Below are 13,384 nucleotides of genomic sequence, written 5' to 3'. Positions count from 1 at the left end.
GTAAATAGTAGAGTCTTTTTACGAGTAATGTTTTTTTCTTGTTTGGCGTTAGCCTATTGGAGTGTTTCGAAAGAACTAGAATATTTTTGAAGTGTCTTCATTAGAAGAACTGATTCTGACTGTATTCGCGCTAATTCCTCATTCAAAGCCCGTAGATCATTTGAATAAACAATTTGAGCGGTTAATGACAAACAAATGAAGATGAATGCTCTGATTGGTAATTTCATATTTTCCTCTCCTTGATTAGAACTCTTTATGCTGAAAAGAATTTTCCCTTGCTATTTGTATATTTTAGCAAGAGAAGGAGAGATTTACAAGAAGGGAATTTTACTATTAAGATTATTGTATTTAATCTACCCTGTAAATACAGAAAAAAATATTTGCTAGATTCTCATTCAAATATTTGCAAACACTCCTTTTCACAAATAAATTATATTCAAGGCATTGTGAGAATTGGATCGGAAAATTAAGACCAATATAATATGGTTTTTTAGGATCATCGACTAATCCTATTTGCTTTAGATTTTTTAAGACTGGATGCCTGCCATTATAAGCAATTAGATAAGCGTATCCGCAGCTACCACCAAAGTCAATGCTTGTTTCATTTTCCAAAATAGCCTTATTTTTTGAAATGAACTCATTAGCTGCATCCACTGCTATCTTTGATTGTGCAATCTCTATATGCTTTTGTATTTCAAGAAGAATATTTTTCTGTACCATTGATTTTTTCCTCAATGATTAAAATTATACTCTTATGATAAATAAATACAAATGAATAGTCTTACTATTAAAAATAATATTTGTCGATTTTGGTTCACATTCGACTAAAAGAGATTAACGGGAGTATGCGCTATTCTTCTTTTGAATAATCCTTATATTTTTTATTTTTATTTTCATGGCTTTTTCTATAAAAGGGAATAATGCGTTTTATCGCTGAAACTGGAATCGAACTACTTGTTATAACTTCTAAATACTCCCAACTTTTGTATGGAACTTCATAACCGGATTCCAGTAATATATGAAATACCCTACTCGCAGCTTCTTCAGAATAAACCTTTATGTCTACAGTATCAGAAAAAAAAGGTGGCTGTTCAGAAATACGAATGTATTCTTCTTTTTCTTCTTCAGGGATATTAAGTATTGGATCATCTTTAAGAATTAATGCCACTTCATTTGCAATTCCATTCATACCAATGGGAAATGTAATTCTTAATGGGTAGCTTTCCTTCGGCATATCAAAAATTATCGCAGCATGTTTTATCCCCCAATTAGAATGAATCCCATAGTTAAAAAGAAACCTCCATAAGTGGTATGCAGGCAATGGATCATTGGATTTAATTATATTATCAAGACCCTTTGGATCGTTAGGATTTTCTACATAAGCTAAAAGGTGTGTTTCAAAAAAGGCATACAATAAACACCTTTTCCTTTAATTTTGTGAATTCCTTCTTTTTTTATTCTTCCAATATTTTTAAGTTTTGTTAAGTGAACAAATTTCATTATTTAGTTCCTCTTTATTATAATAGAATTTTACTACCATTCCCTTCTTTCCAACAATTACCATATTTCCCATAAATATCACCATTGTCACTAATGGCAAGAGCAGACTCATTTATTGGGAAAAAAATTTACAAGCTTTAGTTCAAAATATCCAGTTATGAAAGGAAAGCGAAATATTTTACTGTAATGATGGATTCACTCCTTTCGAGCTATAAAAACCTTTTCTTTTCATGGACTCAACAACATACTCACGCAGATTGGATGATTTAGCAGCCAATGCATCTTTTTTCGAAATAAATTGTAATAAATCCGAATTAAATTTTGTATCATAGTTTTTAAGACATTCTTGAAAATGAATGTACGATTCAGGAGAATGCGATTCAAGAGAGTTTATAACGTGTTGCCAAAATAAAGTCGTTTCTTTACAGCCTTCCAGATCTTCTTTCTTAAGCACGGGATTTAACATCTCTGCTAATCGTTTAGAAATAAAAGTAAAATTCACTGAAAGATCATCAGATGCTTTAAATGATGCCGATTCAATCACTTCCAAAAGCTTGTCGGAAACTTCTTTAAAATGGTCTTCTAGAAATTTATAAATTTCATCATGATTATTTTTGATTTCTTGAAAATCAATTTCCCTATCTGAATTTATAAAAGGCATAAGCAAAGATAAAATGAGATCTGTCATTTTACTTAGAAAATCATTATCGGGATTTAAAAACCAGTAATCCGACAAATAGACAAATAACATTCTTTGAGCTTTTTCATAATCCTTTTCTGAAATCTGGATTAAATTCATAATGGGTCCACTTACTCCATCCATCGTTGGAGCCCAATCTGCCATTGCTTCTTTTAAAGCGATAGCAGAATGATTTGTAGTATTCGGCAAGGAGGAAACTAGACCTTTATGATGATTCTGTAAATTCAAGTTTTCATCCAGTGAAATGGAATGCCCGATTTCATGCCACAGTGTTCCCTCTACGACTTCATCAATAAACTTCTTAGAGCCTTTCTCAGCTTCTTCTAAGGATAGAAATCCATAAGCAGTGAGGGCAAAGTATCGAATCATAATCGAAATATTAGTATAATCGTGGAGCCATATTAGAGATACTTCATTCAGATCAGAATACAAACTACACCAACTATTGTAAAAAGAACTCTCAAAGGCACACTTTCGCAGCAAGATAAATTCTCCAAAGTTGGAGGCTGCTATATTCAGATTTGCTAAAGGAGTCCTAGCTAATTCATTTTCCAAAGTCCTTATTTCAATTAACTTATTATTGATTTTACTTTTTTGGATAGTTTCTTTGCCAAAATGCATAATAAAACCTTCTGTTCTCAAAGCAAATTCATATCGGTTTGAACTTCCCATCCATTCCAGCATTCGATTGATCCAGAGATGATCTTCAACCATAACCTCCACTTCCATGAATATAAAGTATAGCCGTTTCAATTCCTGTTTTAAAAACTCAGAATCTGGATACCCATACTCGGCATCAATCTCATTTATTCGAGATTCGAAAGAAGACATTTGCTGAGAATAAATTTTACTTCTGGCTGGAATTTTATCCAAAGCTCTTATAAAACTTTTAGCTGTTCTTTCTTCTCCAACTGCACCAAAACCGGGACCCTTTTTAAAATATAGGTATTGTAATTTCCCAAATTTAAAAATTTGCTCTTCTATACTTTTCTCAAACCATTTTAAAAAATCAGGAGACAATGATTCGTTTTCCTTTTTCAGAATAAAACGAGAAAATGGCTCCACTTTTTCAAAAAAGTCATTTTCTCTAGTCTCCAGTAAAATATCTTTTATCGTTTTCATTAGCTTTATTCAGTAATTAATATACTTACTCCCCAATCACCAGAATCAAGTTGTAAATAGAAAGTATTCTCTGGAACTTTTGCCTCAGTGGTAGAAACCGTTTTACAAGGAAAAGATACCTCACTTAAAACTTTTTTATGTATATCTAGAAATGAGAGTGTTCCACCTGAATTACAACTTTCAGCATAACTAGATGATTTAATTTTAATTAGTCGTCCTTTAAACTTCATATCATCCCATTTCCATGTAGATTTTTGCGTTAAATAACCGTAATGATATGGAATGCCCGTATCACTTATTATTTGTCTTTTATTTTCCCAAAACCAATACGCACTAGTTTTAAAGCTTGTTGCACTAAAACCAGATTCAATGCTTTTTTCATTTTCCAAAATAGATTTATTTTTTGAAATGAATTCATTGGCTGCATCCACGGCTATCTTTGATTGTGCAATCTCTATATGCGTTTGTATTTCAAGAAGAATATTTTTCTGTATCATTGCATTTTTCCTTAATGATTAAAATTATACTCTTATGATAAATAAAATACAAATGAATAGTCTTACTATTAAAAATAAAGCGGGGTTCTGGGTTGGAGAAGAACTTTCGAAGTCTGTATTAAGAAGCTGAGAATACTAAAAATTTGGAACTGTATGACTTAACTTTCTTCCTCTGTCTGAATCTTGTGGGATTCGATAAACTCACTACAAGTCGAGATGCCGCAAATCAAGCTACTTTTTCTTTCTTGCTAAAGGAGCTATCTAAACTGTGATCTTTTTGCACATAATAGTTATTACGCCCTGCATAGTAATCATTCAGCCGTTTTTGGATTCCTTCTGGTGTCCAGACTGCGGATCGTTCTAATCCTTTGCATTCTTCTTTGGTCGCAGGTCGGCGAATTCCCTTTTCTTCAATGAAGAATTGTTCGGGGTTTAATGGATTTTGTACAAATTGAGGCGGAATGGTAACAGGATATTCCTCTAAAGATGCTTTACCAACTTTCTCCCAAAGACCTTTTGTAATCGCATAATAATTGACCGCAGTAATAAACAATATCGGAGAAGAAACAATTTCTTTCATGTTTGTGATTTCTTCTTTTGTGCGCAGATCATAAAAAGCAATATCAACACCTAAGATTCTAGCATACGTATGAAACCCTTTTTCAAGGGGAACTTTTACAATGGAACCCATCGTCCTCTTTTGTTTTTTCGGTGTCGTAACCATAACTAGATTATTGAATATAGTATAGTAAAAAGCAAGAATAAAATTCCTAACCCACCAAAGATTTTTAAAGCAGCTTCCAAGTATTGCTCTCTCTTTTTATTTTTATGGCTAATGCCATTGATGTCATTTCCTGAAAATCCCCCTTCTGATTTTGCTCCACCATTATAATCAATTAGCATTTGTTCCCTTCCTCTTGTTGCATCAGAGTCAACCGAATAAACATCTATATCAGCCCTCTGGAAACCGTCTTTGTTTTTATGGTGTGACGAATCTCTTTTCGCTAAAATATCCCTTGCCGAAGTTCCATTTATATCTTCTTCTGAGATAATCCCGCTTGCTCGCCCACTATATATTTCTCCGGTCTTTTCATTTTCTTTGGTATAGGTAACAAATAGCCTTTTAAAAAAAGAATCCATCTGCTCCATATATTTACTTAAATTATTTTTAGCAAATAAATTATAATTAGTTTGTGTCAGATAAGATAAAATATTATTGAATATGGGAGACTTTTTACTATTTCAAAAATAGGTTTCCAATAATACACCAAATATTTTATTCTATTCAACAATTAATATACTTACTCCCCAATCACCAGAATCAAGTTGTAAATAGAAAGTTTTATCAGGCACAGTTGTATCAGTTATGGCAACTGTTCTGCAAGGAAAGGATACCTGACTTAAAACTTTTTTATCAACATCGAGAAATGAAGAGTGCCACCTGAATAGCAGCTATCCGCAGAACTAGAAGATTTAATTTTGATTAACTTTCCTTTAAACTTCATTTCATCCCATTTCCATGTAGATTTTGAGTTAAATAACTATAATGATATGGAATGCCCGTATCACTTATTATATGTCTTTTATTTTCCCAAAACCAATACGCACTAGTTTTAACGCTTGTTGCACTAAAACCAGATTCAGATTTACAGGGAACTTCTCCTTGCAACGGTGCAGAAAGATTTTCCATATTCTGTATTCCAGCAAAAGGTTTTCTGCATAACTCCATTGCCCAAAAAGCCATTTGCATATTCTTCTCCTTTTTTTTCTCGCTCTCATTTTTATTTGAACAAGATATCCCAATTAGAAAAGTGATGAGGATAATCCATATTGTTTTCATGCTTTGCTCCTTTTAGTTTTTTTAATACTTTACTAAAAAAATGCACGAATAGCAAGAATGGAATTTTACTATTAATATTATTGTAGAGAAAGTTCTCGTGACTATTGTAAATTCGGAGATAGTTTCAGGATTTTTGATGGATGTGGGTAATATGTCTTTGCCTGCGGAGAGTAATAAGTAGTGTATTGCCGTTCTACCTTGTCTGAACTGTGATTCGTATGATTTATGTGATTGCGTTCTTGTCGGATTTTATTTTTATACCGAGAGATTATTATTACCCGTAAATCATTGTAATCAAAGTTCAGACAGTGTTCGTCGAGATATTCTCTTGAGCGTGAAAACGGTTATTGCGGGTAATGGTAATTTTTTTATAGGATTTTTTTTAAATAGTTTATCCGTTTCCGCTTATTTAAACAGAGTATTTTTTATCTTACCTTACAAATAAATTCATCATTATATTCACTACCTACTTCCTTATCATAATAAATGGTGACTCGTAGATCTTTGTCTTCCGTAATAAAAAACTTTAAGACAAAGTTTGGTTGAATTACTTTTGAAAATTCCACGTTGCCCACCAATACTCCATGCTTATCGTTATTAACATTATAAACAGGGTTCCCAGCTTGAAAAGTAGCAGTTAAATCATCTAGATTAAATTCATGAATAGAAAGCTCAATTGGATAATAAATAGTTTCTTCTGCTTTCTCAGAAATAAATCTTATAAATTCTGCTTTTTTCATGTCTCCGATTTTAGATTGAGAATTTCCCCAAAAAATGATCTGGTAATCATTTCGTTTTTGTCCTTCATTGATTACTCGAATTCCATAAAAATAGTTCAAATAGGGATTTTTTTTAATGCCAGTTGAAAGTAATGCTCCTCCATGTGACACACTACCAAATACATTCCCATCCTCGTTAATTATATCTGGATTATGAACTTTAAACTTATCAATAATAGCTTTTTTTATAGAAGGAATTTTTGTTGTGCCTCCGACAAAAATTAAGTGAGATAATTCTTCTTTTTGAATTCTTCTAGAATTCAACTCTTCAAAAATTTTCCCAATTTCATTTTTGATAACTTCATAATAGCCTTCCTTACTAATCCACTCTTCTAAATCATTTCTATAAAAATTCCTTCCTTCTAGTTCAGTTGATTCACTGTTTGAAAGTTGAATTTTTATTTCTTCTGCTTTCCGAAGATCAAACTTTGTATTATTAGAAATAATTTCATCAATATCTTTTCCACCGAAAGCAAAACTCTGACTTGTAAAAATTACTGAGGTATTATTCTCTAACTTGACAACAGATAGGGAAGTTGTAGAGCCACCTATGTCTACTATACATATATAATTACCTTCTATTCCATAACTTAAAGCAGAACAGGCAACTTCATCAAAATATTCTATTTCTATTTCTGAAAATACTTTTTTTGTAACTTCCTCCAAAATTCGATGGAATTGTTCTCCTTTTATATGGGAATCTTTTTCGTTTAGTATCGGGTAACTAAAAACTATTTTTTCTATTTTATCATTAATTTTTTCTTCTACCTGTTTTTTAAGGTTTTCTAAGAATAGATGCATCACCTTTTTATATTCTAATAACTTATTATTTTTAGCTGAATAAATTTGCCTTTTAATATCAGTATAGCGTTTCTGAGTGAAGGGCATATCTAAATAACTTTTTATCCTGATTTGCTTTTTGTATCTAAATATAGATTTAAGTCGATCAAAAAACTTTTGACTTTTAGATACAATCGATTCCAAATTTTCATATTCAGAAGGTAAAACAGGAATCCTATCGTAAACTTTTTTATTTGGAAATTCAATATATTCTATACTATGTGCATCTTTCGTAGCGGCAAAAGCAACAACTGTATTTGTAGAGCCGAAATCAATACCTAACCAACTCATTTTTTTTCTTCCAAAATCTTTACCTGGTCTGGTAATAATTCTTTTTCTAAATCTTTGTATCCAGCATAATTAAAGTTATATTCATTTGGATAGTCGTTAGCAATTCTCACTCTACCATCACACCACTCGTATAAGTCCTTTAAATCTTCACGAGCTGTAACTTTCAAAGGTACAATTTTTTCTATTTCTTCTAATATGATTTCTCCAAAATCTTTTTCTTTATATTGAAATTTTTGAATTAAACTTTCTGTTACAATATATTCAATTTCAGAACCGGTATAGTCTTATGTGTTATTAATAATCTATTCAAGTTTATCTTTAATTCCTTCAAAACTAATTTTATTCTTTTCAGTTCGATACTTTCCCAAATGAACTTTGAAAATTTCTTCCCGTTCCTTGTTAGTCGGAAAACCTACAAAAAAGATTTCATCAAATCTACCTTTGCGAAGTAACTCAGGTGGAAGTAGCCGTGGTTTATTTGCAGTTGCAACAATGAATACAGTACTTTTTCTTTCTTGCATCCATGTAATAAAGGTTCCAAATATTCTCTGGCTGATCTCACTCATACTGGTTCCACCACTTCCAGTATGACTTCCCGCAATTCCTTTTTCTAATTCATCAATCCATAAAATACAGGGACTCATCGCCTCTGTAATTTTAATTGCATTTCGTAAATTTTTTTCAGACTCCCCGACATATGAACCATAAATTCGTCCAAAATCTAAACGTAAAAGGGGTAACTCCATGACAGTAGAAATCACTTTACAGGAAAGACTTTTACCTGCTCCGGGAACGCCTACTAATGCAACGCCTTTTGGTTGTGGAATTCCATACTCTCTTGCTTCTGCTTTCAAGCATATTTTTCTATTTTTTATCCATTGTTTTAAATTATTTAGTCCACCTACGCTATCGAAGTTTTCTTGAACTGAAATCAATTCTAAAATTCCAGATTTTCTAATAATTTGTTTCTTTTCTGTGGTAATGGAGGGAATAATATTTTTAGTAATTTTGAGTCCATTATTTTGAACGTTGGTTTTTAACATTCCTTTTTGCAGAGCTTTTATAATATTAATTTCAGTTAATACCATACTTGCTTCTGCACGGCTATTTTTTAAATTCTGCTCTATTGCATTCTGTTTAGGTATTTTAATTTCCTTAAATTTATCGATTAAGTCAATTATTTCTTCTTTACTAGGCAGCGGAAGATCCATAACCTCTATATAATCTCTTATCTCAATTGGAATATTTTCTACGATTGGAGATAAAAAAATTATATGTGATGTAATCGTTTGTAATATGGGGTACATCGCTTTGATTTGTAAAAGTAAAGTTCTTTCTTTTTCCGTTTTATAAAAGTCAATGTACCTATGGATACCATCTAAAACATAAATTACCTTTGGACTTTTTCCTTGTTCAATTTCATTTAAAATGTCATCTAAATTAAATTTTGCGTCTAAGCTTTCTTCAATTTTATCCTTATTTTTTTGATAAGTTCTAACTCCTAAAATAGTAAAATATACCATTTTATTATAATTAGATTTTTCAAAGAATTTTAAGATTATTCTCAAAGCTACTTCTGGTTCAAAAGTTTCTATCCAAATGTAAGGCTGTCCTGCATTTAAATTTAATTCGAGGTCTTCTTGAAAACTATTTTTATTGGTAGACATAATATGCTCCTAATTTTTAATTTGATTTTTTCCTCTATTTTTATTGACCTGTCTTCGTCTTTATATTTCTTTTCTATAATCTTTCCCAGTGCTTCTTCAAGACCTTTTGTAATACCGTGTTCTTCTGGAGGAATATTTTGTAAGTCTAAACTAATTTCTCCAGTCTTGCTAATTATAATTTCAATGAGTTTATCTTCCATAAAAATCTCCTTTAATCTCGAATTTGTTTCAATACAATTCTATATTCACCATTATCCCCCGATGACTCAAGGATAGGTCGATAATTGTGCATTTTTTCATCTACTGTCTTTTTTACTTGTCTGATGGAATATTTTTGTTTTAACGAATTCATAAATTCATCTTCTTTAACTTTATTTCCCCACCAATCCGCAATTACTTCAATTTCTTCACCGGAGAAATTAATACCTATTTTTGAGCCATTGCCTACAATAAGCCATTCTACCTTTTTCTTAGTTTTATAATAATCAATGATTTCTTGATTTCCTTCTTTTATCTCATATCCAAGTTCTTTTAGAGCTTCCTTGATTACTTCTTTTTCCTTTAACTTGACCACAACTCTTGTAAAATGTGACATTGATTTTCTCCTTTCGTTATATATTATGAAAATATTATTCTATCCATTTTTTAAATACAATGGATTTTAAAGAAAATTTCTTCTGTGCCTTGTTAAGAACTTCTTTTGCTTTTTGAGTGAGCTCATAACTTTGAATATTCCAATATCGCGAATAATAATCGCATATCTCTACGTGTTCAGGCACATAAGCTTGTTCTTTTTCTATTTTTTCTAATAAATCAGATACCCCTTTAAAGTATATCTCTTCAAATTCTTTACTATATAAATAATTTTTCAATTCCTTTAATAGCGAATATTTATAAATAATATTCTTTGAATTTAAAATTTTTTTATATTCTTTTTCCAAATCTTTTTTTATACCCTTTACATTTCTCATACCATTCCAAATATTGAATGAAATTAATATAATTGAGAGAATTAATAGAATTTCTAAAATTATAGAATGAATAATGGCAAAGATAAGGAAAATGATAGGACCGAAGGAAATACAGAATAAGAAAATAATATGTAACATTCCGCCAAAATCCATATGTTCCTCATATGTAATTATCATTACAGGGATTATAATAATAAGTATGAAAAATATGAAATAAGGATAATTCCAAAAATATTGAAACAAATTTGGATATACTATAATCGCCAAGGTAAATAAAAAATTAAGGGCAAAAAAATATTTATTTGTTGAAGTGATTTGATTTATTTTTCTATTGATTTTTTCTATACATTCGATCGCAAAAACATCGTATGTTGAAATTAGGTTATTTTTTTTACTCGGTTCAACTAAGATTTTGCTTTCATATCCAGCATTTATGAGTCCATAACCTAAATCAGTAGTTATTAGATAATAATTATCTGCAATTTCTTGTATCTCCATTTCTTTATATTCTGCTTCAAATAAAGTTTTGTTTTCTTTATCATTAGCGTTTACCAACCCAAAACCAAGGTCTGTTTTTATTTTATAGAGATGATTTGAAATTTTTCCTACTTCCTTATATAGCGGCTCGATTAATACTTTACTTTCTTTTTTATAGGCATACGCATAAATCAGTCCATAACCCTTATCTGTCTTAACTCGATAGTAAGTATCTGCAATCTTTTCTAGTTCTATCTCTTTGTATTGTGGTTCAAATAGAGTTTTGCTTTTTTTATCATAATCAAAAATCAATCCATAACCTTTATCCGTTTGAGTCCTATAAAAATACTGGATTAGAAACTCTTTTTCCATTTTTAAATCTCTACTTTTACAAAACCCGTTATCATTATTGAACCATCAGATATAAATATTATCTCTACGTCTCCATGTCTTTTCATATATTCCATATTGTATCTATTGTTAAAAAAATGAAACTTCTGGTTTCTTGAACCGCGAATATTATTCTTTTGCTGATACTGCAACATTAGCTATCTCCTTTTATTATTATATTAAACTTCTACTCAAGCCATCGTTTAAACACTATTGATTTACTTGAAAATTTCTTATGTACCTCATCCAAAATTTCTTTTGCTTTTACATTAATTTTTCTATTCTGAATGTTCCAATAATGAGAATAATGCTCACATATCACAACATGTTCAGGCATGTGCACTGCATGACTTTTTATTTGTATTAACAGTTTCTCTATTGCATCTAAATATAATAATTTAAACTTTTTTCTAAAAAGATAAGACTTTAATTCTTTCAATAGGGAATACCTATACAAAAGGTTTTGGGAATGCAAAACGGTATTGTATTTATATTGCAAATTCTGCTTAATTTGTTTTATATAGAATATATTATTTTTAATTAACCATATTTTAACTAACCATAAGATGAAAAGCATCATAACGGATAGTAACTGTAGATTAGTAAATACAATAAATAGAAAGGAAAATAATATAATTAAAACTATAATTACAATATCAATAAAAATAAAAATCCCTACCCCTTTTAGCCCACCAATTCCACCAAGGAAAATTAAACTTATTAATATGGGGAAAATTTTTTCTATATAATGAAAGGAGATATTCATCACTTCCCTTATAATTTGTATATGATTGACGGTATAATTCCAAAATGAACTAAACAAAACAGGAAATGCAATTATCGCTATCATAAATAATGTGTTAAGAACTAAAAGAATTTTATTTTTTGCTGCAACTTGATTTGTTTCTTTATTTATTTTATCTATATAATTAATTGCAAAAGCATTGTAGATTGAAATTAGATTATTTTCTTTATTGGGTTTAACTAAGATTTTACTTTCATATCCAACATATATAAGTCCATAGCCTACATCTGTTTTTACTAGATAATAATCATCCCTAATTTCTTTTATTTCTATCTCTTTGTATTCTGGTTCAAGCAAAGTTTTGCTTTTTTCATCATGAATTTTTACCAACCCATAACCTATATTTGTTTTCAATTTATAGAGATAATTTGAAATTTTTTTTATTTCCATATATAGCGGATCGAATAATACTTTACTTCCATTTTTATGAGTATCTGCATAAATGAGCCCATAACCCGTATTTGTTTTTACTAAGTAAGACTTATTGGCTATTTCTTTTATCTCCATTTCTTTATATTGTGGTTCAAATAAAGTTTTGCTGTCATTACCATACTCAAAAATCAATCCATAACCTTTATCAGTTTGGGTTCTATAAACATTTAAATATAGATTTTCTTTCTCCATTTTTAAATCTCTACTTTTGCAAAACCTGTTACCATTATGGAACCATCTAATAAAAATATAATCTCGGAATCCCCGTTTCTTTTCAAGTCTTCCTTATTGTACCTATTACTAAAGAAATGAAACCTTTGGTTTGTTGAACCACGAATGTAATCTTTTTCGGGATGTTCAAATTCAAACCTCCCTTCAATTAATACATCAATATAAGCAAAAAACTTTTGCTCAATTTCTTCTTTGCTGTTACCTGTATAAACAATATTAGAATAACCATAAACTTCTTTGGATAATTTTAACAATTCATATAAACCTTCTTTTTGCTCAAAAGGCTCACCTCCACTAATCGTTATTCCTTCAATCGGATTTGACTCACTGAGTTTTATAAGTAAATCTACCGGAGAGATGATTTCATTTCTTTTGAAACTATGGGTTTGTGGGTTATAGCAACCAGGACAATTGAATTTACATCCTTGAAAAAATATAACAGCCCTACTTCCAGGTCCGTTCGATCGACTAGATTGGATAATTCCAGCTAAGTTAAGCAGGTTTCTATTTTTAAAAACGTTCTGTTCTATATTCTCAGGCATTTAATTGGTTACCTTTTATGTGTATAATACGGAATTGACTCATTTTTTCTTTTTTCCGCTGTTATTTAAAATTTATCCATACTTTCTTTTTTTCATTTCGAACTAGAATTTTATTTTCGTAAGAATCCATTTTTTCGATTTCATCATATTTAGGCTCAACTATTAAATTCTCTTCAAATAACAATCCGAACTTATTTCCCACTTTTACTTTATAATAGTATCCATAATAATTACCACTTAAAAGGTTTATTTCAATATTATTATATTTAGGTTTGATTATTAATTTATCTCCGAATATCA

At 30.1% G+C, this 13,384-nt stretch carries 17 protein-coding genes; all 17 read right to left on the bottom strand.

Going from position 1 to position 13,384, the window contains the following annotated elements; genetic code table 11:
- Positions 1-53: 53 nt before the first annotated feature.
- Positions 54-227: a hypothetical protein gene (locus tag IPH52_15675; protein ID MBK7056451.1), complete on the bottom strand. Its 174-nt coding sequence runs from the start codon at positions 225-227 to the stop codon at positions 54-56.
- 121 nt (positions 228-348) lie between these two features.
- Entirely contained in the window at positions 349-720 is a 372-nt protein-coding gene (locus IPH52_15670) for a hypothetical protein (protein ID MBK7056450.1), read from the bottom strand.
- 130 nt (positions 721-850) lie between these two features.
- Positions 851-1,414, bottom strand: a complete 564-nt coding sequence (locus IPH52_15665) for a hypothetical protein (protein MBK7056449.1) — start codon at positions 1,412-1,414, stop codon at positions 851-853.
- A gap of 264 nt (positions 1,415-1,678) precedes the next feature.
- Positions 1,679-3,322: a hypothetical protein gene (locus IPH52_15660; protein MBK7056448.1), complete on the bottom strand. Its 1,644-nt coding sequence runs from the start codon at positions 3,320-3,322 to the stop codon at positions 1,679-1,681.
- A 5-nt stretch (positions 3,323-3,327) separates the two neighbouring features.
- The gene (locus IPH52_15655; protein ID MBK7056447.1) at positions 3,328-3,819 is read right to left on the bottom strand and encodes a hypothetical protein; all 492 of its coding nucleotides are present in this window, start codon (positions 3,817-3,819) and stop codon (positions 3,328-3,330) included.
- Between the two features lie 226 nt (positions 3,820-4,045).
- On the bottom strand, positions 4,046-4,543 hold the full coding sequence (locus tag IPH52_15650) for an immunity 26/phosphotriesterase HocA family protein (protein ID MBK7056446.1): 498 nt from the start codon (positions 4,541-4,543) through the stop codon (positions 4,046-4,048).
- A gap of 2 nt (positions 4,544-4,545) precedes the next feature.
- Positions 4,546-4,959 (bottom strand): hypothetical protein, encoded by a 414-nt coding sequence (locus tag IPH52_15645; protein ID MBK7056445.1) that lies wholly within the window; start codon positions 4,957-4,959, stop codon positions 4,546-4,548.
- Between the two features lie 361 nt (positions 4,960-5,320).
- Positions 5,321-5,659, bottom strand: a complete 339-nt coding sequence (locus IPH52_15640) for a hypothetical protein (GenBank protein MBK7056444.1) — start codon at positions 5,657-5,659, stop codon at positions 5,321-5,323.
- 425 nt (positions 5,660-6,084) lie between these two features.
- The gene (locus IPH52_15635; protein ID MBK7056443.1) at positions 6,085-7,569 is read right to left on the bottom strand and encodes an Hsp70 family protein; all 1,485 of its coding nucleotides are present in this window, start codon (positions 7,567-7,569) and stop codon (positions 6,085-6,087) included.
- The gene (locus IPH52_15630) at positions 7,566-7,736 is read right to left on the bottom strand and encodes a hypothetical protein (protein ID MBK7056442.1); all 171 of its coding nucleotides are present in this window, start codon (positions 7,734-7,736) and stop codon (positions 7,566-7,568) included. The genes IPH52_15635 and IPH52_15630 overlap by 4 nt, the downstream gene beginning before the upstream one ends.
- A gap of 135 nt (positions 7,737-7,871) precedes the next feature.
- Positions 7,872-9,236 carry an AAA family ATPase gene (locus IPH52_15625; GenBank protein MBK7056441.1) on the bottom strand — a complete coding sequence of 455 codons (1,365 nt, stop codon included), beginning with the start codon at positions 9,234-9,236 and terminating at the stop codon, positions 7,872-7,874.
- Positions 9,194-9,436, bottom strand: a complete 243-nt coding sequence (locus IPH52_15620) for a hypothetical protein (protein MBK7056440.1) — start codon at positions 9,434-9,436, stop codon at positions 9,194-9,196. Before IPH52_15620 ends, IPH52_15625 begins: the two co-directional genes overlap by 43 nt.
- Before the next feature lie 11 nt (positions 9,437-9,447).
- Positions 9,448-9,831, bottom strand: a complete 384-nt coding sequence (locus tag IPH52_15615; GenBank protein ID MBK7056439.1) for a DUF1257 domain-containing protein — start codon at positions 9,829-9,831, stop codon at positions 9,448-9,450.
- Between the two features lie 34 nt (positions 9,832-9,865).
- Positions 9,866-11,056, bottom strand: coding sequence for a hypothetical protein (locus IPH52_15610; GenBank protein MBK7056438.1), 1,191 nt, complete (start codon positions 11,054-11,056; stop codon positions 9,866-9,868).
- 205 nt (positions 11,057-11,261) lie between these two features.
- Positions 11,262-12,503: a hypothetical protein gene (locus tag IPH52_15605; GenBank protein MBK7056437.1), complete on the bottom strand. Its 1,242-nt coding sequence runs from the start codon at positions 12,501-12,503 to the stop codon at positions 11,262-11,264.
- A 2-nt stretch (positions 12,504-12,505) separates the two neighbouring features.
- Entirely contained in the window at positions 12,506-13,084 is a 579-nt protein-coding gene (locus IPH52_15600) for a radical SAM protein (protein ID MBK7056436.1), read from the bottom strand.
- A 61-nt stretch (positions 13,085-13,145) separates the two neighbouring features.
- Positions 13,146-13,384 (bottom strand): hypothetical protein (locus IPH52_15595; GenBank protein ID MBK7056435.1); only part of this gene is annotated, 239 nt, incomplete at its 5' end.

The sequence above is a fragment of the Leptospiraceae bacterium genome (assembly GCA_016708435.1).
Classification (GTDB): Bacteria; Spirochaetota; Leptospiria; order Leptospirales; family Leptospiraceae; genus UBA2033.
The sequence above is the reverse complement of the archived record's forward strand: the minus strand, read 5'-3'. Positions and strand labels throughout refer to the sequence as shown.